The organism is Gottschalkiaceae bacterium SANA, assembly GCA_036323355.1.
In the GTDB taxonomy this organism is placed as follows: domain Bacteria; phylum Bacillota; class Clostridia; order Tissierellales; family GPF-1; genus GPF-1.
On sequence record AP028876.1, the window covers coordinates 1,498,410 to 1,523,041 of the forward strand.

Consider the following 24,632-nt stretch of genomic DNA (forward strand, 5'->3'; position numbering starts at 1 on the left):
TTACTAGGGTATATGTATTTTACATATACTGAAAAGTAAAGGAGTGATGAAATGAATGGAACCTTGTACGCCATAGCAGGTGGGCTCCTCGTACTTTCATTTTTGAAAGACAGGAAGAAGTCGATGATGGCACTGAAGAAGGCTTATAAATCCTTGCTTAAGAATATGATGATGCTGATCGGCATGATGGTGCTTATGGGCGTGGTATTTAGTTTTGTGAATGTTGATCTGATTGGTCGTGTATTTGGTAGTGGATCAGGAATATATGGCATACTACTGGGCCTAGGCATAGGGGTTGTATCCTTTATTCCTAGCTTTATTGCTTTTCCTTTAGGGGCAACCTTGATTGAAAATGGAGCAGGTTATGCACAGGTTGCTGGTTTTATCTCTTCTTTGATGGGCGTGGGCATTGTGAGCCTTCCCATGGAGATTGAGTATTTTGGTAAGAAAGCGGCCATTCTTCGTAACATATTTGCGATTGTAGCAAGCGTCCTATTTATTGTTGTGATCGGAGGTTTATTATGATTAAGTTTATAAAAGGCAACAAACTGATTGTACTTTCAATGCTTTCTCTAGTCGTTTTGTATTTGATTTCTCCTTCAAAGGGAGACATTGCGGTATTGAATGCATTTGATAACTTTGCCGCAGTAGGCATGGTCCTTCCTCCCATATTTATTTTAATCGGGCTTTTGGATGTTTGGGTGCCAAAAGAAGTTATGGTAAAATATATGGGAAAGAAATCAGGTGCTTTAGGTGGGTTGATTGCAGTTTTATTGGGTTCCTTTGGAGCCGGCCCCTTGGTCGTTGCATTTCCCATAGCCGCTCTCTTAATTAGAAAAGGGGCAAGACTGGCCTATGTATTTTTATTCCTAGGGGCTTGGACCAGTGTGAAATTACCGATCTTCATGTTTGAGTGGGTGAACTTGGGTGGTCTTTTTACCATGGTTCATGTTGCAACTAGCATGACTGTTTATGTAATCAGTGGATTTGTAATAGAGAAGATTTTATCTTCTGCCAATCAGGAAGAAATTATGGAAAAAGCGGAAAAAGCAGCATAGTGGAGGTAGTCATGAAAAGTAAACATAAAGGCAGACACGCGCCAGCATTTATTTTGTTGGCAATTGCTTTAGAACCCAATCATGGTTTGGGCATATTGAATAAACTACAAGAGATTGCTCCTGGCAACCGGTTGGATACTGCTGTCATCTATAGAAAGCTAAGTGAGATGGAAAAGACCGGTTGTATCACATCCCAATGGGTTGAAAGTGAAGCGGGACCGAAAAAAAAGGTGTATAAAATCACGGAACATGGGATGGAACAGCTTCAAGAATTCAAAGTGGATATCGAGCGCAGTATGGCTACCCTCAATTGCTTTCTAAAGTCATATGAAAATGAAGTGATGAAGGAAGAAAAGCCCGATGGTAAGATGGAGGCTAATGTATGAGTAAGGTATTTAATTCGAAGTCAAAAGACAAGCTAGATCATCCAAAGCGTAGAAAAGCATTGCCGCCTAGGGAGACCTTGCTTCAGTTGGGATTGCAAGTCAGTGATATTGTAGCAGATATTGGTTGTGGTACAGGATATTTCACAATCCCTGCCTTGGATATAGTAGGAGGGGATGTTTATGCAATCGACATCTCTGACGAAATGCTTGACTCTGTCAAATCGAAAGTCTCTTCTGAGCGTTTAAAGTTGGTAAAATCAGATTTCAATCATTTAATGATCGCAGATGAGTCTTCTAGCTTTGCACTCTTATCCATGGTTCTCCATGAAGTGGACGACCCAAGGAAATTTTTACAAGAGGTCAATCGAGTATTGAAAAAAGACGGAAGACTTGCTATCATCGAATGGAAGAAAATTGAGATGAAGATGGGCCCAAGATATAGCCACCGCATGGATATAGCAGATATCGAAAAGTATACGGGTGGGAGTTTTGTCCTAGTCAAAGAAATTGACTTAAGTGAAAACTTCTATGGATGTGTATGGAAGAAGAGAGCGAAGTAATACTATTTCATTTTAATTGGAATTTGAATTTCTGTAATAAACTCATCTGATGAATCCGAGTAATCGTTATCCACAATATTGTATTCGAATGAATCACCGGCAATCTTGTAATTGTTGTCGGCAATCCAATCAACGAGTGTCTGATAATGTTTTGCTAAATTTTCATAAGGACCGATAACGGTCAAACATGCATAGGTACTCGCGGGTTGCAAAATTAATTGCGCGTCAGTTGTCTGATCTGCGGATTCAATTTCAATGAAATATCTGAATTGATTAAAGATGCCCTTTTCCATATCGCATTTTGCTAGAGAAGTATAAACTTCACCTTCTACAAGCCACGAACTCATTTTAAGAAAATTTTCACTTTTTTTAAAGATTTCTTTTATCTCAACTGAATCTTCGAGTCCATAGGTTTCTAAAAATATCCCTCTTCGAGCTTGCAGAGTTGTCACGGTTATTTGGCCTAATTTGGTTTTGGCATATTCAAAAAGCTCGAGTTTTGAATTTATCTTATGTTTCAAATTAGTAAGCTGCTGAATTCTTAAATCTACTTCCTCATTCTTTTTCTTAAGCATTTCAAATAATTTGTCTGCGTTTTTGTTTTCCATGTAGTCATCGATTTCACCTAAAGAAATACCTAAGTTTTTCAAAAAAAGAATACGACCTAATTTAAACATGCTATCAAGATCATAGTATCTGTAGCTGTTTTCAGAATCATGTTCTGGTTTAAGTAAGTTCTTTTTTTCGTAATGTCTAAGGGTATCGGTAGTAATGTTGAACATTTTAGCCAGCTCACCAATCAGGAATTTATCTTTCATAATTTCTCACTTTCATGTTTGTATTTAGCGAATATCTTTTATTATATCAAAAAAACGTTTGACATTGGAGTAAGTCCAATGTCTATATTTGATTTATAGACAATATATCGTTACCAAAAAGGAGAATACAATCATGAGTAATTACAATGCAGTATCATCAAGAAATACAGAAAATGCACCGCAAGGTATTGGTCTATATTCACAAACCGTAGCTTACTCTCATTACAATAATCTTTCAGCTCAATTACCTATTGATCCTAAAAGTGGGAAATTGGTAGCGGGTGGTGTAAAAGAGCAAGCGGAACAATGCTTTAAAAATATCAAAGCAATAATTGACAGCATCAACCATGTGATGAGCGATATTGTTAGAGTTACTGTATTCGTTAAGAATATCAAAGATCTTGATGTGGTCGACGAAGTTTATAAAACCTTCTTCCCAACCTATGTTCCTACACAGACAAAAGTTGCTGTTGCAGCCTTACCTATGGACGCTTTGGTTCAAATTGAAGCGCTTGTTTCACACGGTGAAGGTACAATTCCAAATGCACCACAATCGGGAGACCTTATAAAGCTTACAAATAACACAGCAAATGCGCCAACAAGTTCTCTATCGACGCAAGCTGTTGCTTTTTCTCATTATAACAATCTTTCAGCTCAATTGCCGATTGATCCTAAATCGGGCAGATTGGTAACCGGAGGTGTAAAAGAGCAAGCTGGACAATGCTTAAAGAATATCAAGGCAATTTTAGAAAGTATAGACGTACCTTTCGACGACATTGTTAAAATGACTATCTTTCTTAAAAACTTCTCGGAGCTTGAAGCAGTAGACGAAGTTTATACAAGGTTTTTCCCAGACTCGGCTATCGCAAGAGCAGTAGCCTATGTCCCTGCCCGTACAACAATTGCAGCATCAGCTTTACCTATGGACGCTTTGGTACAAATTGAAGCAGTGGTATCACACGGAGATGGTACACCGCCACAACTTGTTGAAGACAGACATGGACTTATCATAGAAGCAAATAATACAGAAAATGCGCCAATAAATCCTCTATCTACACAAACAGTCGCGTTTTCTCATTACAATCATCTTTCAGCCCAATTGCCTGTAGACGCAAAAACGGGTGAAATGGTAGCGGGTGGTGTTAAAGAGCAGGCTGAACAGTGCTTAAAAAACATCAAAGCCATTATAGAAAGTATCGATCATGTTATGGAAGATGTGGTTAAAGTGAATATCTTTCTTAAAAATATCGAAGATATTGATGCTGTAGATGAAGTTTACACAAGTTTCTTCCCAAGCGGTGTTCCTGCTCGAAGAACAGTTGGGGTATCAGCTTTACCTCAAGATGCTTTAATCCAAATTGATGTAGTTGTAGCGAATGCTGAAGGCACACCGCCAATTGCATAGTAAGTAACATAGATCTGAAAGTAGAAGAAAGTTACTATTTAAGGCCACTGTATAGTGGTCTTTTATAATGCGCTGCATACTTGCTGACTATTTGATAATTGTTATAATCCACGAATGGAGAAACTATCTTACTAAACCGTTCAGAAAGAATATCAAATGATAATTTTATTAATCGTTTTTTCTATCGAGCAGTAAAAAACGATTTAATTTGCGAGGGATCAGATGAGTATGCGAGTATATTATTTGCATATATTGATGGAAAATTGTACCTGTCAATTAACAAAAAGTCTAGCCGGAAGAAGGCGTAGCGGATAGAAAGATGTGGAAAACAGAAAAATGATATTGAGAAAGAGTCTGGATTAATAATGAGAATTGCCTGTTTTCCATCTTCTTTACATTTTGATGTTTCTATCGTCGAACTATCATTTGAAATTTATGTTGATTGTTTTAGAAGGTAAATTGAATAATGAAAAGCCCTGAATTTATTGAATTCAGGGCTTTTTTCGGATGGTTGATAAATTTAATTCAGATGACAGTTCTGGATGCTTAATAAAATAGGAAATCAAGATGGTACTTAGAATAACGCCACTCCAAATGAGAGTAACCTTTAAATTGAGTGACTGAGTCAGATAAGTAATCGTGAACATTCCTTGTAAGGTATTCCCCCATGCATGCAGCAATACACAAGCGATCGTTGACCTTGTTATTTGATAAAGCAAGCCGATGATGAAACTAAATGAGATGCAGTAGACAAAGAATGATAAGAAATTCATGTCTGATTGATTTGCAGATTGAACGAACCAAAGAGGGAAATGCCATAGACCCCATATGATACCAATAAGTAATGAAGTAAGAGCAAAAGAACAATTTTTTTCAAGAAGAGGTTGCAAATAACCACGCCAGCCAACTTCTTCTAGACCTCCGCCCAGTATCATTAGTGGGAATAGTAATAGGAAATAGGTTGGCGGATTTCCTAAATATGTTTCGTTAGCAGCATTGATTAGAAATAAACCTAAGAAAAAAAATGGTGTTACCCAAATCGTCTTCTTGAAATTGGGCGTATCTAAGATAATTTTCAGAAACGAAGTGAAATTTGTAAACCGCTTTTGCCGAAAGAATAATATGGCTGATGCATAAACCGGAGAAAGACCTGCGCCGAAAGCGATAAGTAGGAAGGTTAGCACGAAACCAACAGTACCGCTTAATATTTTTGAAGTCTCTCCAAGGATGATCAGTCCTTCAACACTCCAAGCAAAAATAAAAACAAGGATGAGGTAATTTCTGATTTGAATATTGGTTTGATCGCGCATAAGATATTTTTCTCCTTTGATTATTGTTCCAATCCTAGAAAGTAAAGTATCGTTTTTGCAAGTATTTCAAATTGTTCTGTAATATAAGTTTCCTCGTTGTTTTCCATTGAAAGAATCGCAGCGTCATTAGCAATTCCATCGATGGCAGATTGTGTAAATTTTAAGAGGTTGTTAAAAGGCACAGTCGGTTTTAGGCGACCATTATTGATGTTATCTTGAATACAAACAATTATGTTAAGTTGGGCTTTGTTGAGAGTTTGATGGAAGATCAACTTTTCAACAACCGTTTTTTTCTTTTCAGAATCGAAAGCATACATGACAAGTAAACTAAAAAGCATTTTTCCGCCTAGGGTATCCTGCAATTCCTTAATGTATTCTCCTATGGATCGGATGCTATCGGATATTGAATCGGCTAATGAACGATCAGATTCAATCAACTGGTTTATCGATAAATCGATTTCAACGGTTGGTGTTGCCTGATTGATTGCTTCCAAGAAAATTTCATCAACACTTGAGTAATAGCGATAGATACCTCCTTGACTGAAACCAGTTTTCGAGATAATGTCACGCATCGTAATTTGAGAAAGTGGTTTTTCTTGAAAGACAAGGCGAGCGCTTTGAATAATCGCATCTTTCTTATTTGAGATATAGCTTTCCGTAACTTTTGGCATGTTTTACCTCCGTTAGATCTAATATAAATGACATGATGTCATTTTCGATATGATCTTATCATATGAAATGAGGTTTGTAAAATAAAAATGAGATAGTGTCATTTTAAAAAGTGTTCAGAGGTATTAGGCTTCATAAAAATCGATTCTTTTAAAGCCTGTGGTTTTGAGGGATGATCTTATGAAGACTAGGGTGGAATTGATTTGCGAGAGTATTGTGCATTTCCAGGGGATGGCGGTGTGGTTTGTGGTGCTGAAGCTGGAGATTTGGACGTAGGGAACAAAGCGCAACAAGCGACATAGAAAGCCATCTCAATGTCTGATATAATGGGTGCAGTTCATATGCATCCGCGAGCAAGTTGCAATGTGAAGTTATATTCGCTATATATCAGAGAATACGTGAGGTAATGCTAATGGAAACAGAACGATTTATTTACAATTTAAATTATCCAGTTAAGGAAAAAGAACTTTGCGAACTTGAGGTCAGATCTCTTTTTAACTTTGATTTGAAAGAAAAAGTCTTTTTTGAAAGTAGAAAAATTCATCCTTCCGTAAGTCCATATTTAAAAAATAGGTTGGAGATTATATACAAGGCTGCCACCTTATTGGAAATTGTAGAGTTGGTAACTCAAGCGAAGATAGAAGCACCAGATTTCATGGTTAAATATCTTGAATTGGAAAAAAATGAGCTGCTTCTTAAGAATAGACGCGAGAATTGCAAAGCGGTAGGTCTAAAGATTGGGGGATTTCCTTGTTATACGGCACCTAAATACCTATTTGGACTTTCTTTTTATAAGGGAAACTGGTATTTTGGGAAATTAGTAGAGCGAAGTCTTCAGTGGAGAGCGCACAATGAAAAACCCCATGCCTATTCAAGTTCTTTGAGTCTGAATATAGCAAAGGCTCTCATTAATATTGCTGGAAATGGCGATACATCCAAGCGATTAATAGATCCCTGCTGTGGTGTTGGAACGGTATTATTAGAAGGTGTTTGGGCAGGGTATGACGTTACAGGTTGGGAAATCAATAGTAAAATTGCGGAGGATGCTCGAGGAAATTTGAGACACTTTAACTATGATGTTACGATTACGACAGGAGATATTGAGAATATAGAGGGGCGTTTTGATGCTTCTATTATTGATCTTCCTTATGGAAATTTCAGCTTCAAAGATGATGAAAATCAATTGAAAATCATTAGAAATGCAAAAAGAATATCAGATAAAATTGTATTGGTTTCTTCAGAAGATATTAGAGAAGAACTTGGTAAGGAAAATCTCAACATTATGGATCACTGTAAAATTGGGAAGAATACAAACAGCGCTTTTTGGCGCTATATTTGGGTCTGCGAAAATGGAGAAAGTGACCATCGCGAGTGATTTTTTAAACGCAAATGAAGTGAACGCTTTTCTCGTTCTTTTAAAAGTACAAAAGACATCATCGTGGGAAATAGGGTACCTATATTGACATGAAATCATCTTTGAGTCAAGTTAAATAAATGTGTACTTTCCTTCGATCATTCAATTAAGCAACAGTAAGGATTCGATGATTGAGCGCTTTTATCTACGATTACAGAAGTTATTTTGATAGTAGGTCAGATAACGAATGTGCTATAATCTAGACAAGAGGACTCTATTTTTTCGTAAATGAATGTCACATATAAGGGGGTGCGTAATTTGAAAAGCAAGATTTGTATTATTGGAGTTGAAGATTCAATTGAACTGGTTAAGCTAATATCTGAAGAGTTTCATAATGCCGCAGAGTTTGTATTTTATTCGTATACAAAGGTATCTGATATTCTTACGTTTATAAAACGGACATCTGACATTGACATTATTATGTTTACAGGGAGATATCCATATAATTATTTCAAGCGGAATACATTAATCGACATTCCTTATTTTGCTGTATCAAAATCTAATGAAACTTTGATTGAAGCGTTTTGGCGAATCAGAAATGAAAATTTAGATTTTACTAGAGTAAGTATTGATCGTTCTCCTGAAAGTCAGATCATAAAAATGTTGGAGATACTGGAGATCCCAACGAAAGAAATACAATTGATAGGGGATTCATCAAAAGTGGATTTAGATGAAATCTATCACTTCCACAAAAACAATTGCGATAAGGGTAAGACTGAAGCGATCATTTCATCAAACTATAAAGTATATTGTCGATTGATACAAGAAGGGTATAAAGCGTATCGCGTATTGCCTTCTAGGGTTTTGTTGAGAGAAAGCATAAAAAGAGCGATAGCAATAGCTGGAACAGAGAAAATTAAAAGTACTCAAGTTGCTGTACAAATTATTAGAATCAACGATTCAAAAGAGGACAAGATTACAAAATACAACCAGTTAAAATTGCTGAATCGGTTTGATAGTATTCTAATCGATTATACGCATGAGATTGAAGGCACTTATTTAAAATTTGGTCATAATGAGTATATGATTTTTACAACGAGAGGATTTATTGGAATTGGAGATGTTGAGAGCAAGATCGGTATGCTTGTAGAGCAATCTGAAAAGTTAGAGATTTCATTTTCAACAGGTATAGGATACGGAAATTCAATTATGCGTTCTGAAAAAAACTCTCGAATTGCATTAAAACATGCAATGAAGGAAGAAAAGAGTGGTTGTTATATTGTTGATGATGACTCGACATTGACCGGTCCTTTTTTTGGAATGAATAGCTATAATCTGAGTTATCGTTTGGTAAGTGTTGATGAAAAGCTCGCTAAAATTTCTAAAAAAACAGGTGTGAGTGAGAAATACTTATCTATGATAAAAGCCATTGTATCGCAAAGAGGGGATAATAAGTTTAGCGCGGAGGATTTAGCGGAATTTTTAAATTTGAGCCAGCGAAGCGCATTGAGAATTTTGAATAAACTTGAGGCAGGAAGCGTTGCTGAAAATGTTGGGAAAAGTAGTGATAATACGAAGGGGCGGCCTAAAAAAATATATCAAATGAATTTATAGATAAAAGAGAGGCGAATTTTTGCTGGTGGAAATTAAATTCTACGGCAAAAATTCTTTTTTTTTGACTCTTGCTCTTTTGAGAAGATTATGTTATCTTTAATTTAAGACATGTCGGTAAGTGGACCAAAAACAAAGGAGGGTAAAATGAATAAAGGTAAAGAGAGTAAGTTTAGAGGGAAGATGTCTTTTCCTCACACCTATGTAATTATAATGAGTATTGTTCTTTTAGCTGCACTTCTTACTTATGTAATACCAGCTGGTCAGTACGAGCGAGTTAAAGATGAAGTGGTCGGGAAAACGATTGTAGTGGCAGATCAGTTTGAATATGTAGAGAATACTCCTGTTAGTTTATTCGATATACCTGATAAAATTGTTGCTTCCTTAAATAAGTCAAGTAGCATAATTTTCATCATTTTGATTGTAGGTGGTGCATTTCAGGTAATAATTGCTACCGGTGTCTTTCAAGTATTCACAACGATGTTAACTAAGAAGTTCTCTGGTAATGAGAATATTATTATTCCAGCTTTTGTAACAATATTTGCTTTAGCGTGTACTTCGATGGGGGTAAATACCTTTATTGGATTTGCGCCTATTGCTATCATTTTAGCCCGGAGTATGGGGTTTGATGCCTTGGTTGGCGTATCCATGGTCATGCTGGGCGGCGCGATTGGATTTGGTACAGGTACATTAAATCCATTTTCTACTGGGGTGGCTCAAACAATTGCAGAGTTGCCGATGTTCTCAGGGATTGGATTTCGATTTGCAAGCTTAGTCGTATTTTTGATTGTGACAAACATCTATATTATTCGCTATGCTAAAAAAATACGAAGTAATCCGGAATCTAGTATTGTATTTGAACTGGAGCAACAAGAAAAAAACTTGTCGACAGGTGTTGAAGAGTTTCCAAAAGCCGAATTGAAACATTTCTTAGTTTTGGCGGTAGTAGTAGGGGCTTTCGCTTGCATTATGTACGGTAGTACTCATTGGGGTTGGAAAACGAACAATAACTCTGCAATGTTTATTTGGATGGCCATTATCGGTGGTTTTGCAGGTGGCATGGGACCAAGTAGAGTTGCGACAGAATTTGTTTCTGGTGCAAGGAAATTGGTATTTGGAGCTCTTCTAATTGGTATCGCACGAGCGACATCAATTATTCTAGTGGATGGAAATATTTTAGATACAGTTGTTCGCTCCCTTGCTTCTGGTTTGCTTGTATTGCCAGGACCGCTAAGAGCAGTGGGAATGTTTTTTTCTCAAATTATCATTAACTGCTTTATTGTTTCAGGAAGCGGTCAAGCGGCAGTTACTATGCCAATTATGATTCCTGTTGCTGATTTAGTAGGAGTTACTAGACAAACAGCTGTACTCGCGTTTAACTTTGGGGATGGTTTTTCGAATTACGTTCTTCCTACGTCTTCAGCTTTGATGGGTATGCTAGCGATTTCTAATATTCCTTATGATAGATGGATGAAGTATATGTGGAAGCTATTTGGTATTTGGGTCATTACGGGAAGCGCACTTTTGCTAATTGCATATGCGATTAACTATGGACCTTTTTAAAAAAAGATTGCATAATGATTCATAGAATATTAGGATAAGCGATATATTCATAGTTGATGACTTTTTGGCTCTTATACGAATGTTGATGAATGCTCCGTATAGGAAAACAACTATACGGAGTTTATTCACGCTCTTTCTCGATGTTGGAAATAGATGATTGCATTGAAAGTTTTGAGTCTATGATATTGAGATCGTGAGTCGTCAAGGATTAAAGAAAAATAATACAAAAATTATGGAGGAGAGTATGCCCGGTAAGAAGGCATGCAAAAACATATGAAAACTAAACTTGGGTCAAGAATTGATCAAAATAGAACGAGTATCACCGATATGGCAGATACAATATTTGATAATCCAGAAATAGGGGGCCAAGAATTTGAAGCCTTACAGACTTTAACTGGTTATTTAGAAGAAAATGGTTTCACCGTTGAACGAGGCGTGGGTGGTTTGGAAACTGCCTTTAGAGCTGTTTATCAAAATGGCGATGGTGGTCCTGCTATTGGGCTATTATGTGAATATGATGCGATAGAAGGGATAGGACATGCTTGTGCACATCAAATGCAAGGCCCATCAATTGTATATGCCGCAACAGCGATTAAAGAGGTTGTAAAAAATGAGAATTATAAATTAGTTGTATATGGTACACCTGCAGAAGAAACTTTTGGCGGAAAGATCAAAATGCTCGAAAATGGATGCTTTAAGGATATTGAAGTGGCTTTGATGATGCATGGATCACCAACGACTACAACCGATTTGAAATCTCTTGCAATGAATAAGATGCTAGTTGAGTTCCATGGAAGAAGCTCTCATGCGGCATTAAAACCAGAAGAGGGAAGAAGTGCATTAGACAGTGTATTATTATTGGCAAATGGAGTTGAATTTTTAAGGGAGCATGTTCGTGATGATGTGAGAATTCACTATTCGATAATCAATGGCGGCGGACCGTCAAATGTTGTTCCAAAGTATGCATCAGTGGAATTTTCTCTCAGGTCTTATGATCGCGAATATTTAAATCAAGTTGTAGAACGATTTGAGAAAATAGTAAAAGGTGCGGCTTTAATGACAGAAACAGAGTACAAAGTGACCTTACTTAAGGCTTTGAATAATAAGATCCCAGTAAAGGTTCTAAATGATTTGCTGATGAAAAATGCAAGAGAATTAAATGCACCAGCAATAAGTGCGCCTAGAGAGAAGACTGGATCAACAGATTTTGGAAATGTGATGTACGAGTTACCTGGATCTTGTATTCGAGTAGCTTTTGTTCCAAAGGGAGCATCCTCACACTCGCAAACTTATCTCGATGCCGGGAAAACAGAAAAGGCGCATGATGCAACGATACTTGCGACAAAAATATTAGCTTATTCGGTTTATGATCTAATCGTAGACGAGCAGCTATGGAGCGCGATGAAGGAAGAGTTTGAGACGAATAAAACGAATAGATAATTCGATACAGGATTTCTGGGGGGAGGAGACCTATGACGATAACGTGTGGTTATGAGCGAAAGTCTGATTGTGTTGTCACAGTTATGTTGACTGATGGTGATATTGATATTGAGATTTATTCTAAAATAGAGAAATTGTTTGGAAATCAAATGAGGAATGCTGTAAAAGGTGGGGCAGAAGATCTAGGTGTGAAAGGAGCTAAAATTATTGTAAATGATTTTGGAGCCCTAGATTTTGTGATAAAGGCGCGCACGAAAACAGCATTACGGGAAGCAATGTCAAGGAGAGGCTAAATGAGTAATTTGAGAAGAACGATGTTATTTTGCCCTGCAAGCAATCCAAAATTGTTGTTTACAGCAATGATTTATAAGCCAGATTGTATTTTGTTTGATTTGGAGGATTCAGTTGCATACAAAGATAAAATTGCTTCTCGGGACTTGTTGGTAGAAGCATTAAAAAGTGTTGATTATAAAGGCTGTGAAGTGTTTGCAAGGATTAATTCGCTTGATGGTGAATTTGGAGAAGAGGATGTTCGCGAACTTGTAAAAGCAGGTTTAAGGAAGATCAGACTTCCTATGTGTGAAAGTAAGCTTGATGTCAGAACGTTGGCAGAACTTTTGGATGAAGTTGAAGAAAAAAACAATATTGAAAATGGAAGTGTGAAGATACAATGTTCGCTTGAGACGCCAAAAGGTGTTCATCATTCTCTTTCTATAGCAACAGCATCAAAACGGGTTATATCTATTTCTTTTGGTGCAGAAGATTTTACTAGAACATTGGGTGTGAATCGAACAAAAAACGGCGTCGAATTGGCGTATGCGAGAGGATTGATTGTGTTAAATGCAAGTATTGCTGGTGTGGATGCGATTGATACAGTATATGCGGATATTGCTGATGTTGAAGGTTTTTTAGCAGAAGTGAAGAATGCAAAGGCGATTGGCTTCGCTGGCAAGTCATGTGTTCATCCGTCTCAAATACCACTTGTTCATGACATCTACTCGCCAAGTGAAGAGGAAATTGAATGGGCAATTAAAATTTTAAAGGCCTCTCAAGCTGCAAATATTAATGAGGGTGGCGTAATATTGGTAGAAGGTAAAATGGTTGATATTCCTGTTATTGAAAAGGCTAAGCGCGTATTAAAACTTGCGCAAGTCACAATAGAAAATGGAGGTATTGATGAGTAACGAGTCTGGAAGAGAAATACCAAAATCGATTTATGGATATGGAAAAACGACATGCTATGCCGGACCGTTTAGTACCATACCGACTGGGGAAAAGGTGTCAGTGAGAAATGCATGCTCATTTCCTGGACAACAGAAGAAGTTAGGAAGTGTTAAAGAAGCGATTCAGCGAGTAAATTTGAAGGATGGTATGGCCATATCGTTTCATCATCATTTAAGAAATGGTGATGAGGTAATGAATTTAGTCCTCAATGAAATTGCTGAATTAGGGATAAAAAATATAACGATTCACGTATCCTCTTTATCTTCTGCGCATGAACCGTTAATTGAACATATAAGAAATGGTGTTGTAACGGACATTAGTACATCGGGATTACGAGGAACGCTTGGAAAATTACAATCGAAAGAAAATATATTGGGAAGACCTGTGGTGTTTCGGACACACGGTGGAAGAGCGAGAGCGATAGAAGAAGGCAATATTAAAATTGATGTTGCTTTTATTGCAGCCGCCTGTTGTGACGATATGGGGAATATGAACGGCATCGAAGGACCTTCAGCATTTGGAGCGATGGGATATCCCATTGTTGATGCCCAATATGCTGATTCTGTAGTAGCAATTACAGATAATTTGCAACCTTTTCCAATATGGAATATCTCGATTCCAATGACATTGGTTGATTATGTTGTAGAGGTAGATAACATCGGGGATTCGAATAAAATTGCTTCCGGAGCAACTCGAGTTACAAATAATCCCACAGATTTACTGATAGCAGAAAATGCAGCTAAAGTATTAATTGCTCTAGGGTGTATAAAAAATGGTTTCTCATTTCAAGCAGGATCTGGCGGACCTTCTTTAGCAGTTTGTAAGTTTCTTAGAAGCTATATGGAGAAAAATGAAATCGTAGGAAGTTTTGCAGCAGGTGGTGTTACGGGCTATTTGGTAGATATGTTAAGAGATGGGTTATTCAAGGTGCTTTTGGACACTCAAACATTTGATGCGAGGGCAGTTCGCTCTTTGAAAGAAAATGCGAATCATGTTGAAATGTCAGCATCAATGTATGCCAATCCTCATAACAAATCATGTACGGCACATCAACTGGATGTCATGATTTTATCTGCAACGGAGATTGATGAGTCCTTTAATTTGAATTCGATTACTGGATCAACGGGGATGATTATGGGTGCGCTTGGAGGTGCACCGGATACAGCTGCTGGTTCAAAAATCACTGTGGTGGTTGCGCCAACAATGAGAAAAAGAATTCCAATCGTGGTAGAGAAAGTGACCAATATTGCAACTCCAGGGGAAACCATAGATATACTAGTTACTGAAAGAGGCATTTGTGTTAATCCAAGAAGAATGGAACTGCGAAAAAAATTGAATGAAACGGATTTAGAAGTATTATCAATTCAAGAATTAAGAAAAAATGTTGAAAAGTTGACTGGGAAACCAGAAAAAATAAAATACACAGATGAGATTGTTGGTGTAATTGAGTATCGTGATGGTACAGTTTTAGATCTTATCTATAGGGTGGATGAGTAAGCTAAGTCGGGCAAGGGAAAGTGATTAAAATTTTGCGAATGAAGCAACGGAATTTTTAAATTGAGTCAAAGTACTCCTCGAATCAGAGGAGTACTTTTTATTAAATGGATTCCTTGATGTATAATTTTTTACAGTATTGCATGTTGCTAGTATTTGAAATCATTATATTTCTGTATACTAAAATTACGGATGATTTTTAGAATGGTTATAATTTTTTAGGTTTATTTGTGAAAAGTTCGGCTTTTCAGAGTGTTTATTGCCGATCTTGGAAAGCGGTTTTGCTAGCCTGATTTAAGGATAATATAATGTGGATAATGAGATAGAGTTTGATAAAATAAGGGAAGAAAATCGTGAGGAAATAGGTGATCTATCAACTTAACATAAACGGTGAAAGGGAGGACGTAATGAGAAATGAAAAGAAAAAGTAAGAGTATAAAAATAATGGTAATATCGTTGATTTTAATCGCTCTCGTTTCGATTGGGGGTCTAAAATACACCAATATCAAAGTGGAAAATGCTATGCAGAGTTATTTAGAAAAAGAATATTCAAGCAAGGATGTGGATTTAAAAAATGTGCATTTTAGTTTATCATTTAACAACTATATTGGACTTGCACATATAGATAATAGTGAAGAAAAATATTTCACTTTAGTGTTCAATAGGAAAGGCGAAATTGTTAAAGATTATTACAATGACTTTTTTGATCGATATGGAAACTATAAGTTAGATGAAAGTTATGAAGAACTTAAAGTGAATATGATCGCTTCATCACTATTATCAAATAAAGTGGTTGATTTAGATGGAATTGAAATTGAATTAACTCACGATTTCTTAAAGGAAATTGGAGTAGCCATAGTGACTGATAATAGCCAATTACGGGTAGATGAAATTAAGAATCTGCAGTCAGATGAAGAATATAATGAGCAATTTAATTTGTCATCATATATGCATCTTTTCTTTGATAAATATTGGGCAGATATTTATCAAGAATATTTAGAAGAAAATGAGAAAAAAGATTCTGAATTTTATGCTTACTATGAAGATGAATTTGTAAACAAAGAGGCGGCAAACAGTCCTGTGGATGATTTTGCTGAAAGTTTTGTTACATTTATTAATGAAGATAAGCCAACAAAATTGAACGTATCTGATAAGAAAATTTTGTTTTTTTACGATTTTAAAGAATTTGTAGAGTTAAGAAACCATACCTTACACAATGTACTATGAATTCTCAATTACAAGAATAAAATGGTACAATCATGTGTTGTCAATAAGTCTGGTATTGGGATAAATAATGCAATGTTTGTTAATTAAGCAAATAAAAAAAGCGAAAAGAAGAATATTCTTTTCGCTTTTTTTTTATGGATTATGTGATGATTTTAAAAGAATACAAAGCGACAGTATCATGACGTAAATATCACGTTAATGAAAGGTGGAATGCCTGTCATATCATTGACTTGATTTTATTATAGTTTGTAACCGGTATAGATAATGAGTAGGTTATAATAGCTATTGTAAACTAAACGTTTTCTTAAAGTTGACAATTTATTGCAGAGGCGTTATCCTATAAAAAACAGTTTAGTAGGAGTGATGATGTGATTGAGCAAGTAACGGATAAAATTATCAATGGTTATGAAATTACAAAAGAGGAAGCGATGCTTTTATACGAGTTACCGGTTGAAGAGTTGGTTAAACAAGCCAATCAACTTCGTATCGTTTTTTGTGGAGAATCTTTTGATTTATGTACGATTATCAACGGGAAGAGTGGGGAGTGCTCGGAAGATTGCAAGTACTGTGCACAGTCAGGGCATTATCACACCAAGAGTGAAGTATTTCCTTTGCGGAAAGAAGAAATAATTGTGAACGATGCCATAATAAATGAAAAAAAAGGTGTTGGCCGATATTCGATTGTAACATCTGGGAAACGGGCATCAGAAAAAGAAGTCGATAAGATCTGTTCTATTTATCAATCGATTCGTGAGAAAAGCCTAATCAAGCTTTGTGCTTCCCTTGGTCTATTGGGATATGAAAGCTTATTGAAGTTGAAGGCGGCAGGTGTGGTGCGTTATCACAATAACTTGGAAACATCACGTCGGTTTTTCCCTAGCATTTGTACCACGCATACATATGATGAAAAAATTCAAACGATCAAAGCGGCACAAAGATCCGGTTTGGAAGTCTGCTGTGGGGGAATTATTGGTTTAGGCGAAACCGTAGAAGATCGAATTGATATGGCTTTTGAGTTGAAGGCTTTAAAGATTCAATCAATTCCACTTAACTTATTGAATGCGATTGAAGGAACACCACTGGCGGGAGTTGAAAAAGTTACTCAAGAAGAGTTTATTAAGATAGCATCAATTTATCGCTTCATCCATCCACATGCTGTGATTCGATTAGCGGGAGGGAGAAATCTGCTGACGGATTTTGGAAGAGAGCTGTTTGCAAGTGGTGTAAACGGAACCATCACAGGGGAGCTTTTAACAACCTATGGGAATGATACGGATAGTGATGTGAAAATGATTCGAAAATTAGGTTATCGTGTATAAAGGAGAAGAAATGAAGACGAGAGATTTAACAAGAATATCTTTATTAACAACCATGATTGCTATTGGTGCATTTATTAAAGTGCCGGCGCCTGTTGTTGGAAGTTTTACTCTGCAGTTGACCTTTGTGATTCTTGCAGGAATTCTTCTTGGCAGTCGAAACGGAGCAATTTCAGCGGCAGTCTATGCTTTTGGCGGATTGATGGGTATTCCATGGTTTGCATCGGGAGGTGGGTTCGGGTATATCTTAAAGCCGACATTTGGTTTTATTCTGGCATTTATCGCAGCTGCTTATATATCGGGAGCGTTTCGGGAAGCAGCTGAAGAAAAGCGAGGCTATGCGGATGTGCGATGGGTTGCGACAGGTGCGATTGTTTCTACAATCTTGGTGTGGATCATAGGGATGCTGTATTTAGCGGTAATCTATCAGCATGTACTGGGTACACCGTTCGGATATTCTGCAGCATTGCTGTCGATCTTTTCACCTGCATTACTTGCAGATTTGATTTTAGCGATTGTGATCAGCGGAGCTGGTGTAAGAATTTATCAGGTAGTTGGACATAAGAGAAAAGGAGAAAGTCGATCATGATTTGGCATCCGTATACGCAAATGAAGAATAGGAAGACCCCGCATAAAATTATCAAGGCGAAGGGTGTGTATTTACATACTGAAAACAAAGTTTTAATCGATTCGATTTCATCTTGGTGGTGTATGATTCATGGTTATTCTCATCCGGAGATGAATCGAGCTGGGATTGAACAAATGGAGAAATTTTCTCATGTCATGCTAGCGGGACTGACACATGAGCCCGTAGAAAAGTTAACCGCCAAATTAAAAGAGATATTACCCAAGGATTTGGATTATGCCTTCTATTCGGATTCGGGAAGTGTTGGTGTAGAGGTGGCGCTTAAAATGGCAATACAGTTTTACAACAACCGTGGTCAAAAAAACAAGAAAGAGATTATTGCATTAAAAGAAGCCTATCATGGTGATACGTTCAAAGCGATGGCTGTGGGAGACGATGAGGATTATCATCAAGTGTTTTCAGATAAGGATGGCGTTTACCACATTGATATTCGGATCGATTCACTTGAGCGTATGATCCGTGAAAAGCATCAAACAGTAGCGGCTTTACTTGTTGAACCCTTGTTGCAAGGAGCAGCGGGGATGAAGATGTATGATGTTTCCTTTTTGGAACGTGCAAGAGAACTTTGTGATGAATTTGATATTTTGTTGATTTTTGACGAGGTGGTAACAGGATTTGGAAGAACCGGCCGCATGTTTGTCGCTGATTGTGTATGCCCAGATATCATTGTGCTGGGCAAGGCTTTAACAGGTGGATATATGGGTCATGCGGCAACGATCGTGAACAAGCGCGTATACCAGGGCTTCTATTCGGATGATCCATCGAAGGCATTCATGCATGGTCCAACATTTATGGGGAATGCATTGGCTTGCACGATGAGTTTGAAGAGCATTGAGATTTTTTTGAATGAAAATTATATGGAGAAAATAAAAAGAATAGAGAAAATTTTAAAAAAAGAAATGAAAAATCTTCAGTCACCTCAGATCAAAGAGATTCGGGTGATGGGCGCCTGCGCGTGCATTGAAGTCTATGATCCGAGTGTTCTAGAGGGGTTTGGTGAATTTGCCTATGAGCGTGGAATTTGGAATCGCCCTTTCTTATCTTTTATGTACACCATGCCACCCTATATCATTAGAGAAGATGAGTTGATCGAGATTACGAATACATTAAAAGCGTGGTTTGAAAAAACGGAGGCATGATATGATTCGATTTATTGTTGGTACGGATACAGATGCGGGAAAGACCTTTTATGGAAGACAACTTGCACGAAAAGGTGCGTGCGTAATTAAACCTATCGAGACTGGGTTTAATTCCTTTAAAGATATTTCTCAATCCGATGCATATGGGTATTCTGAAATAATGGGCAAGAATCTCGAAGAGATTAATACCTATTTCTTTACTGTGCCTGCCAGTCCGCATTTAGCAGCAGAGATTGATCAGGTACAGGTTGATGTGGATCGGGTCAAAGTGTTTATCCTTACGCAGTATCGTAAATGCTGTGAAAAAAACAAGAAGGATGGAAGTTGTCTCTCTTTTTTTGTGGAACTGGCAGGTGGATTAATGGTACCATTAACAAGAAGCTTTAATCAGTTAGATTTGATCAGAGAAATAAATGAAGAGGAAGAGGTTGGCGTGGATCTAGTTGTCGGAAATAAGCTTGGGTGTATTAATCATGCTTTGATGACGATCACCTTGCTTCGGAATGCCAATATTCGAATTCAACATCTGGAAATCAATAATTATGGGAAAAGGCCAGATCTAATTATGTTGGATAATGCGAAAGTGATCAGAGAATATCTTCAATCTAATTGATGGTCTTCGATTCATTCAATAGCAAGAAAGAAAAAGAATGCTTTTTATGGAGAGAGGGATGTTGACATGGATATAAAACCAGCTAGAGTATGTAGCCAAGACATGGAATTCAATCAGGAACCATTTATTTTGGGAAGAGAGAATGAAATTGAGGAAATCGTTAAAGATTTTGATAAAGTTCTAGAGGGTGAGTTTGGAGTATGTCTGATCCATGGCGAAGCCGGAGTTGGAAAGACTCATTTGGTTTCGAATGTTGCAAGAAGAGAAGCTCAGATCTAAAAAGTAAAGAACGGAAACAAAGTGTCAGAGTTTGTTAACTCGCTTAATACCGGAGAAAAAATGATCTTTAATGGTGGGGGTTTTATGCAGGTAGACAAGCTGTAGAGAATAAGTTGATTGAAAAGTTGACAAGTTTTATAGCCGTTATGGAATTAGAAGATCAACTTCAGGATACATGTCTCCGATCGTTTATCGGAGGCTTGTATCCTGATTTTTTGATATCGCTCATTGTATATATGTAAATAAATGGATAATTCTGCGAGGAGTCAAATCATATGGAGAAAAGTCGTGTATAATAGTCATGGTATTCGATAGGAAGAAAATCGAAGAAATAAGAATATAGCGGAAACACAATCAATTGGTCAAGTTAATTCTGGAGAATGCTTGATTGGATTTAGAAAAGCTTTATATATTTTGTGAGGAAAGAAGAATACAAAGTAGGTTAAGACATCAATAAAGGGAGAACATCATGGGGAAATATTGGATTAAGTGGTTTGCGTTGGCGGCTATTGTGTTATTGGGTTTGGATCTACTTACGGGGAATCCTATTTTGGCGGGTATCGCCTCTTGGCTGGTTCTTAGTGCAGGTTATTTTGGGAAAAAGGATGATGGACGTAGGAAAAATCGACTTTTTCTAGTCCTGATTACATTGATTGTGATGATTTGTTTGAATATGGCCACGGGAAATATTCTCCTTTCTGGAGTGACAACCTGGATAATCATTATTGTAGGATATCTTGCTTGGTCATTATATCGACAAAAGAAAAGACTTAGCTTGTTGGAGGTGGATTGTGATCCAAATGCTTTTATTGTTGCGACGGAATCACAAATGTGTATTACCGGGAAGAATCCAAAGTTTCGTGCATTTTTACAGATTGACCTAGCTGCAGGTCTGATTTTAGAAGGTGAATTCCAAGAAGCCAAGGAAGAATTGTTGTCTGTGAACGTCGAACGATTATCCGATAAAAATGGTTCAAAATTAGTATATGTATTAAATCTGATTTCGTGTCATTTTGAGCTGGGTGAATTGGATCAAGCGGAGCAATTATTCGAGACACAAATGCCTCTATTAACGACGTATAATCGGCGGATGCAAGTCGCTGTAAAAGCACAAATGGCTGAAAGGTTGTTCTTTTTGGAGAGGTACGAGGAAAGTCGATCGGCTTTTCATGCATTGTTGCAAGAAAAGATCAGCGCGAGGGTTAGAGTGAGTATTCTGTATCGACTGGCTCAGATGGATGACCAGATGGGAGATTGGAGTTTGGCAGAAAAAAATTATCGATTGACGGTGGAACAAGGAAACCGATTGTGGATTGCAGAGCAAGCAAAACATAGATTGGCAATAAAGGAGCTTGAAAACGAAAACTAAAATAATGGAGGTCCATCCTTCAGCTATAGAATATTGAAAAATGGATAAGATTGCCATACAAATCGAATTCCAATAACTACGCTATAACTTGATAGAGTTATAATTCACTAGAGAAGTTTCTGCATAGATTAAATCTCCAGCTATCTTTTGAGGGCTGGAGATTTTGCATTACTGAGTTGTTGGCAGGTGGATCAAATTCATGAGGTTGTATTTATAAGAATTTCTTCACGATTTTTCCGTTTGAAAACTCGACATGATAGGCAATTTCGCCTTTTGAATCATAGCGAATCCATTCACCATTTTTAATATCGTCTTTAAAATGTCCAATTTGCAACAAATCGCCACCTTTTCTATTAAAAATCCACTTTCCATTCATTTTTTCTTGACGGATTTTACCCTGGGCTTTAATGGAGCCATCAACAAAGTAAATTGTAAGCAAATTACCTTGAATCGTTGATTGTACTTGGCCATTTTTATAGCTTTTCCCGACTAAGTGGGTGACTTTTTTTTCTTCATTTGTGGTGGGTTTCTTTCTTGTTTTTGTAGTCGGTTTTACTTTAAGGGTTTTTGCATATGCATGACTTCGCTTCATATAATAAATCATGGTCTGCGTATCTACGAGTACATTGGCGGGTACTTCAACATATTCTTTGATTAGGGAGCCATAGTTTTCAAAAGGCACAGCCTGATACCTGTCCATAAATGCTTTTCTGTCCTCTGCACTTAAGCGAATACCGAGTGTACCATCTTTACGCATCATAGAATACATATTTCCATTCATTGATGTGTAGGGTAGATTTGTGCCTTTTCGTTCCATTTCTGGTATTTTGGAAACAATCAAATCGTATTGAGCAATCACTTCCTCGGGTATCGTTGATTTCTTTGGCATTTTATTCATCCCTTCCACTTACATTTCTATTCTAATTGTAACATATCGAAAGTTGAATGCTAGAGAGACAGACAAAACTAAAAATAGAGAAGAATGACTTACGTTTACGCAAAGTGACGTAAGTCATTTTTTATGTAAAAACAGATGACTTTCGGATGAATATCAATGACGTCCGCCATATTGTAAAACATTTCCGTTTCTAATTATGATAAAAACAGTGGAACAAACTTTTAAATTTCAAGGAGGAATATTTATGGAAACGGCACATGAGGTAGATTACAAGTTATATGGAGATGATATGCAGTTCGTTGAAATTGAACTTGATGGCGAAGAGGCGGTTCTGGCAGAAGCGGGCGCAATGATGTACATGGATGAAAAGATCAAGATGGAAACGATCTTTGGTGATGGAAGCGGCAGAGGCAAAGGAAAAGGCTTGATGGGAAAATTGATGGGTGCCGGAAAACGATTGGTAACAGGCGAAGGTCTATTTATGACTGCATTTACCAATGTCCAAGGTGGAAAAGCACATGTAGCATTTGGAGCTCCTTATCCAGGAAGTGTTATACCCGTAGATTTAACAGAAATGAATGGCACGCTCATTTGCCAGAAAGATGCATTCTTATGTGCGGCTAAAGGGGTTTCAGTTGGCATTCATTTACAAAAGAAAATTGGTGCAGGCTTCTTTGGTGGTGAAGGATTTATTATGCAAAAACTAGAGGGAGACGGGATGGTATTTCTTCATGCTGGTGGAACCATTATAAAAAAACAAATAACAGCAGGTAAAAAACTACGAATTGATACGGGCTGTCTTGTTGCAATGACTGCAGGCGTTGACTTTGATGTGCAGTTTGCTGGTGATGTAAAAAGTGCATTATTTGGCGGCGAGGGTATTTTTCTTGGAACCGTTAGTGGCCAAGGGGAAGTCTGGTTGCAATCCTTACCATTCAGCAGAATGGCAGATCGAGTGATGAGTGCGGCGGGTGGTAGTAAAGGGGAAACAAAGAATGCCACATCTAATGGCATTGAGGAACTAGCGGGACTTGCTAACTTATTTGGAAGAGACTAAGGAGGATATCATGAAAGAAACGAATAAATGGATTAACGCATTGGCGTATATTGTATTTTTTATTCCATTACTTGTTGATGGAGAAAACGAGGAATACAAGTTTCATACAAATCAGGGACTTAGTTTATTGATCCTTACTGTATTGGTCAGTATTGTGGGCTCGTTTGTACCTGTAATCGGGTGGTTTCTAATTCTACCAATTGGTGGACTATTTTGTTTTGTACTCTTTATTATGGGTGTGATTAACGCCATCAATGAAAAAATGAAAGAGCTACCTATTATTGGAAAATATAGATTGATTAAATAAGGAGTTACTAATGATTAAACGATTTTTATTGGTGCTTGCTAGCATCCTTCTTTTCAGTACAGCATTAACGGGATGCGGAGCAAAGGAAAAGGTGGATCAAGCGATTAATCCACCGATGGTAACCATTGAGCATGAAGAAGCTGATGAGCAAGCTCAAGCGGAGACGATTGTTATATCAGAAGCGGTTTCAAAGGATATGAAAGAACAAGCGAAAATAGAGGGCGTTTCAGTAGATGAATTGCAAAATATACTGGATGGACTTGCGGAATTAGGTGCAGAAAAGTATGGGATTACAGTGGATGAATACATTTCTCAGATCGAATCGAATGGAGATACTGTTTTAAGTGAATGGCAGGTGGCTTCTGCAACGATGGGGATTAGCATTACGGAGCTGTATGAATATGAAAAAAATAGTGCAGCCAATATGACGGATGAGCAAAAAGCGATGATGCAAGGCATGGGCGATGCCCTGAAAATTGCTGAGTCAGAGATGGCAGACGCACCGGCCATTGGAACGACAGATGTTGGAAATTTGTTGGGTATTGAGGAAAATGCGACGGGTGAAACCAGAGTCGTATCCATGACAGAAGAAGACTTGAGGGCGGCTTTAACGGTCGACAGCTATAAGGTTCTTCAAGATTATACGGATGAATATTCGATTGTGTACGAATACATTACGGATGCAGCCTATGAAGATATTACGACACACTATATCGACTTGGTTGTAAACACGGAAGAATACTTAAAAATTGAACCAGCAGGGGATCTTGGTGTTATGCTTCAAGGAACGCTGAATGAGACAACGGTATATATAGAAGTCGATAATTCTGACCCAGGAAAAATACGAGTAAACACCTATCTTGATCTAACGACAACAAAATAGGAGGGA

At 37.4% G+C, this 24,632-nt stretch carries 26 protein-coding genes; 22 read left to right on the plus strand and 4 right to left on the minus strand.

Annotation, left to right across the window (positions count from 1 at the left end; all coding sequences use genetic code 11):
• Positions 1-51 precede the first annotated feature (51 nt).
• From AC25CA_RS07015 to AC25CA_RS07030, 4 genes are read left to right on the plus strand one after another with little or no spacing between them, the layout of a single operon-like run.
• Entirely contained in the window at positions 52-525 is a 474-nt protein-coding gene (locus AC25CA_RS07015) for a hypothetical protein (RefSeq protein WP_486816345.1), read from the plus strand.
• Positions 522-1,058 carry a permease gene (locus tag AC25CA_RS07020; RefSeq protein WP_486816346.1) on the plus strand — a complete coding sequence of 179 codons (537 nt, stop codon included), beginning with the start codon at positions 522-524 and terminating at the stop codon, positions 1,056-1,058. Before AC25CA_RS07015 ends, AC25CA_RS07020 begins: the two co-directional genes overlap by 4 nt.
• A gap of 11 nt (positions 1,059-1,069) precedes the next feature.
• Complete coding sequence (locus tag AC25CA_RS07025) at positions 1,070-1,444, plus strand: PadR family transcriptional regulator (protein ID WP_486816347.1); 375 nt, start codon at positions 1,070-1,072, stop codon at positions 1,442-1,444.
• The gene (locus AC25CA_RS07030) at positions 1,441-2,004 is read left to right on the plus strand and encodes a class I SAM-dependent methyltransferase (RefSeq protein WP_486816348.1); all 564 of its coding nucleotides are present in this window, start codon (positions 1,441-1,443) and stop codon (positions 2,002-2,004) included. The genes AC25CA_RS07025 and AC25CA_RS07030 overlap by 4 nt, the downstream gene beginning before the upstream one ends.
• Before the next feature lie 2 nt (positions 2,005-2,006).
• On the opposite strand, the gene AC25CA_RS07035 is transcribed toward AC25CA_RS07030, so the two are convergent.
• Positions 2,007-2,822, minus strand: coding sequence for a MerR family transcriptional regulator (locus AC25CA_RS07035; RefSeq protein ID WP_486816349.1), 816 nt, complete (start codon positions 2,820-2,822; stop codon positions 2,007-2,009).
• A 133-nt stretch (positions 2,823-2,955) separates the two neighbouring features.
• On the opposite strand from AC25CA_RS07035, the gene AC25CA_RS07040 reads away from it, so the two are divergent.
• Positions 2,956-4,227, plus strand: a complete 1,272-nt coding sequence (locus AC25CA_RS07040) for a Rid family detoxifying hydrolase (protein WP_486816350.1) — start codon at positions 2,956-2,958, stop codon at positions 4,225-4,227.
• A gap of 491 nt (positions 4,228-4,718) precedes the next feature.
• Here AC25CA_RS07040 and AC25CA_RS07045 read toward each other — a convergent pair whose 3' ends face one another.
• Both AC25CA_RS07045 and AC25CA_RS07050 read right to left on the minus strand, forming a co-directional pair.
• Positions 4,719-5,537 (minus strand): CPBP family intramembrane glutamic endopeptidase, encoded by an 819-nt coding sequence (locus AC25CA_RS07045; RefSeq protein ID WP_486816351.1) that lies wholly within the window; start codon positions 5,535-5,537, stop codon positions 4,719-4,721.
• A 20-nt stretch (positions 5,538-5,557) separates the two neighbouring features.
• Entirely contained in the window at positions 5,558-6,208 is a 651-nt protein-coding gene (locus AC25CA_RS07050) for a TetR/AcrR family transcriptional regulator (protein ID WP_486816352.1), read from the minus strand.
• A 410-nt stretch (positions 6,209-6,618) separates the two neighbouring features.
• Here AC25CA_RS07050 and AC25CA_RS07055 point away from each other — a divergent pair, with 410 nt between their 5' ends.
• From AC25CA_RS07055 to AC25CA_RS07120, 14 genes are all read left to right on the plus strand, one after another.
• On the plus strand, positions 6,619-7,581 hold the full coding sequence (locus AC25CA_RS07055) for a TRM11 family SAM-dependent methyltransferase (protein WP_486816353.1): 963 nt from the start codon (positions 6,619-6,621) through the stop codon (positions 7,579-7,581).
• 297 nt (positions 7,582-7,878) lie between these two features.
• Positions 7,879-9,174: a hypothetical protein gene (locus tag AC25CA_RS07060; protein WP_486816354.1), complete on the plus strand. Its 1,296-nt coding sequence runs from the start codon at positions 7,879-7,881 to the stop codon at positions 9,172-9,174.
• A gap of 144 nt (positions 9,175-9,318) precedes the next feature.
• The gene (locus tag AC25CA_RS07065) at positions 9,319-10,734 is read left to right on the plus strand and encodes a YfcC family protein (RefSeq protein ID WP_486816355.1); all 1,416 of its coding nucleotides are present in this window, start codon (positions 9,319-9,321) and stop codon (positions 10,732-10,734) included.
• A gap of 273 nt (positions 10,735-11,007) precedes the next feature.
• On the plus strand, positions 11,008-12,174 hold the full coding sequence (locus AC25CA_RS07070) for a M20 family metallopeptidase (protein WP_486816356.1): 1,167 nt from the start codon (positions 11,008-11,010) through the stop codon (positions 12,172-12,174).
• Positions 12,175-12,206: 32 nt separating this feature from the next.
• Entirely contained in the window at positions 12,207-12,467 is a 261-nt protein-coding gene (locus tag AC25CA_RS07075) for a citrate lyase subunit gamma (RefSeq protein ID WP_486816357.1), read from the plus strand.
• Positions 12,468-13,358 (plus strand): HpcH/HpaI aldolase/citrate lyase family protein, encoded by an 891-nt coding sequence (locus tag AC25CA_RS07080; RefSeq protein WP_486816358.1) that lies wholly within the window; start codon positions 12,468-12,470, stop codon positions 13,356-13,358.
• Complete coding sequence (gene citF, locus AC25CA_RS07085; RefSeq protein WP_486816359.1) at positions 13,351-14,895, plus strand: citrate lyase subunit alpha; 1,545 nt, start codon at positions 13,351-13,353, stop codon at positions 14,893-14,895. Before AC25CA_RS07080 ends, citF begins: the two co-directional genes overlap by 8 nt.
• A gap of 411 nt (positions 14,896-15,306) precedes the next feature.
• A complete protein-coding gene (locus AC25CA_RS07090; protein WP_486816360.1) occupies positions 15,307-16,119 on the plus strand; it encodes a hypothetical protein in 813 nt (270 codons plus the stop codon).
• 368 nt (positions 16,120-16,487) lie between these two features.
• Positions 16,488-17,438 carry a biotin synthase BioB gene (gene bioB, locus AC25CA_RS07095; RefSeq protein ID WP_486816361.1) on the plus strand — a complete coding sequence of 317 codons (951 nt, stop codon included), beginning with the start codon at positions 16,488-16,490 and terminating at the stop codon, positions 17,436-17,438.
• Between the two features lie 10 nt (positions 17,439-17,448).
• Positions 17,449-18,024, plus strand: coding sequence for a biotin transporter BioY (locus tag AC25CA_RS07100; protein ID WP_486816362.1), 576 nt, complete (start codon positions 17,449-17,451; stop codon positions 18,022-18,024).
• Positions 18,021-19,220 carry an adenosylmethionine--8-amino-7-oxononanoate transaminase gene (gene bioA / locus AC25CA_RS07105; RefSeq protein WP_486816363.1) on the plus strand — a complete coding sequence of 400 codons (1,200 nt, stop codon included), beginning with the start codon at positions 18,021-18,023 and terminating at the stop codon, positions 19,218-19,220. Before AC25CA_RS07100 ends, bioA begins: the two co-directional genes overlap by 4 nt.
• Before the next feature lies 1 nt (position 19,221).
• Positions 19,222-19,833, plus strand: a complete 612-nt coding sequence (gene bioD / locus AC25CA_RS07110) for a dethiobiotin synthase (protein WP_486816364.1) — start codon at positions 19,222-19,224, stop codon at positions 19,831-19,833.
• A gap of 66 nt (positions 19,834-19,899) precedes the next feature.
• Positions 19,900-20,112 (plus strand): BREX system ATP-binding domain-containing protein, encoded by a 213-nt coding sequence (locus tag AC25CA_RS07115; RefSeq protein WP_486816365.1) that lies wholly within the window; start codon positions 19,900-19,902, stop codon positions 20,110-20,112.
• 469 nt (positions 20,113-20,581) lie between these two features.
• On the plus strand, positions 20,582-21,481 hold the full coding sequence (locus AC25CA_RS07120) for a tetratricopeptide repeat protein (protein ID WP_486816366.1): 900 nt from the start codon (positions 20,582-20,584) through the stop codon (positions 21,479-21,481).
• A 211-nt stretch (positions 21,482-21,692) separates the two neighbouring features.
• Here AC25CA_RS07120 and AC25CA_RS07125 read toward each other — a convergent pair whose 3' ends face one another.
• Positions 21,693-22,370 carry a toxin-antitoxin system YwqK family antitoxin gene (locus AC25CA_RS07125; protein ID WP_486816367.1) on the minus strand — a complete coding sequence of 226 codons (678 nt, stop codon included), beginning with the start codon at positions 22,368-22,370 and terminating at the stop codon, positions 21,693-21,695.
• Between the two features lie 253 nt (positions 22,371-22,623).
• Between AC25CA_RS07125 and AC25CA_RS07130 the strand changes: the two genes are divergently transcribed.
• From AC25CA_RS07130 to AC25CA_RS07140, 3 genes are read left to right on the plus strand one after another with little or no spacing between them, the layout of a single operon-like run.
• On the plus strand, positions 22,624-23,436 hold the full coding sequence (locus AC25CA_RS07130; protein WP_486816368.1) for a TIGR00266 family protein: 813 nt from the start codon (positions 22,624-22,626) through the stop codon (positions 23,434-23,436).
• 10 nt (positions 23,437-23,446) lie between these two features.
• A complete protein-coding gene (locus AC25CA_RS07135) occupies positions 23,447-23,743 on the plus strand; it encodes a magnetosome magnetite crystal formation protein family (RefSeq protein ID WP_486816369.1) in 297 nt (98 codons plus the stop codon).
• A 10-nt stretch (positions 23,744-23,753) separates the two neighbouring features.
• Entirely contained in the window at positions 23,754-24,626 is an 873-nt protein-coding gene (locus AC25CA_RS07140; protein WP_486816370.1) for a hypothetical protein, read from the plus strand.
• The last annotated feature ends 6 nt before the right edge of the window (positions 24,627-24,632 follow it).

Bases quoted from the DNA above. Each gene is read 5' to 3' on its own strand.
- AC25CA_RS07015 (WP_486816345.1), top strand. From the start codon at position 52: ATGAATGGAACCTTGTACGCCATAGCAGGTGGGCTCCTCGTACTTTCA.
- AC25CA_RS07020 (WP_486816346.1), top strand. From the start codon at position 522: ATGATTAAGTTTATAAAAGGCAACAAACTGATTGTACTTTCAATGCTT.
- AC25CA_RS07025 (WP_486816347.1), top strand. From the start codon at position 1,070: ATGAAAAGTAAACATAAAGGCAGACACGCGCCAGCATTTATTTTGTTG.
- AC25CA_RS07030 (WP_486816348.1), top strand. From the start codon at position 1,441: ATGAGTAAGGTATTTAATTCGAAGTCAAAAGACAAGCTAGATCATCCA.
- AC25CA_RS07035 (WP_486816349.1), bottom strand. From the start codon at position 2,822: ATGAAAGATAAATTCCTGATTGGTGAGCTGGCTAAAATGTTCAACATT.
- AC25CA_RS07040 (WP_486816350.1), top strand. From the start codon at position 2,956: ATGAGTAATTACAATGCAGTATCATCAAGAAATACAGAAAATGCACCG.
- AC25CA_RS07045 (WP_486816351.1), bottom strand. From the start codon at position 5,537: ATGCGCGATCAAACCAATATTCAAATCAGAAATTACCTCATCCTTGTT.
- AC25CA_RS07050 (WP_486816352.1), bottom strand. From the start codon at position 6,208: ATGCCAAAAGTTACGGAAAGCTATATCTCAAATAAGAAAGATGCGATT.
- AC25CA_RS07055 (WP_486816353.1), top strand. From the start codon at position 6,619: ATGGAAACAGAACGATTTATTTACAATTTAAATTATCCAGTTAAGGAA.
- AC25CA_RS07065 (WP_486816355.1), top strand. From the start codon at position 9,319: ATGAATAAAGGTAAAGAGAGTAAGTTTAGAGGGAAGATGTCTTTTCCT.
- AC25CA_RS07070 (WP_486816356.1), top strand. From the start codon at position 11,008: ATGAAAACTAAACTTGGGTCAAGAATTGATCAAAATAGAACGAGTATC.
- AC25CA_RS07075 (WP_486816357.1), top strand. From the start codon at position 12,207: ATGACGATAACGTGTGGTTATGAGCGAAAGTCTGATTGTGTTGTCACA.
- AC25CA_RS07080 (WP_486816358.1), top strand. From the start codon at position 12,468: ATGAGTAATTTGAGAAGAACGATGTTATTTTGCCCTGCAAGCAATCCA.
- citF (WP_486816359.1), top strand. From the start codon at position 13,351: ATGAGTAACGAGTCTGGAAGAGAAATACCAAAATCGATTTATGGATAT.
- AC25CA_RS07090 (WP_486816360.1), top strand. From the start codon at position 15,307: ATGAAAAGAAAAAGTAAGAGTATAAAAATAATGGTAATATCGTTGATT.
- AC25CA_RS07100 (WP_486816362.1), top strand. From the start codon at position 17,449: ATGAAGACGAGAGATTTAACAAGAATATCTTTATTAACAACCATGATT.
- bioA (WP_486816363.1), top strand. From the start codon at position 18,021: ATGATTTGGCATCCGTATACGCAAATGAAGAATAGGAAGACCCCGCAT.
- bioD (WP_486816364.1), top strand. From the start codon at position 19,222: ATGATTCGATTTATTGTTGGTACGGATACAGATGCGGGAAAGACCTTT.
- AC25CA_RS07115 (WP_486816365.1), top strand. From the start codon at position 19,900: ATGGATATAAAACCAGCTAGAGTATGTAGCCAAGACATGGAATTCAAT.
- AC25CA_RS07120 (WP_486816366.1), top strand. From the start codon at position 20,582: ATGGGGAAATATTGGATTAAGTGGTTTGCGTTGGCGGCTATTGTGTTA.
- AC25CA_RS07125 (WP_486816367.1), bottom strand. From the start codon at position 22,370: ATGCCAAAGAAATCAACGATACCCGAGGAAGTGATTGCTCAATACGAT.
- AC25CA_RS07130 (WP_486816368.1), top strand. From the start codon at position 22,624: ATGGAAACGGCACATGAGGTAGATTACAAGTTATATGGAGATGATATG.
- AC25CA_RS07135 (WP_486816369.1), top strand. From the start codon at position 23,447: ATGAAAGAAACGAATAAATGGATTAACGCATTGGCGTATATTGTATTT.
- AC25CA_RS07140 (WP_486816370.1), top strand. From the start codon at position 23,754: ATGATTAAACGATTTTTATTGGTGCTTGCTAGCATCCTTCTTTTCAGT.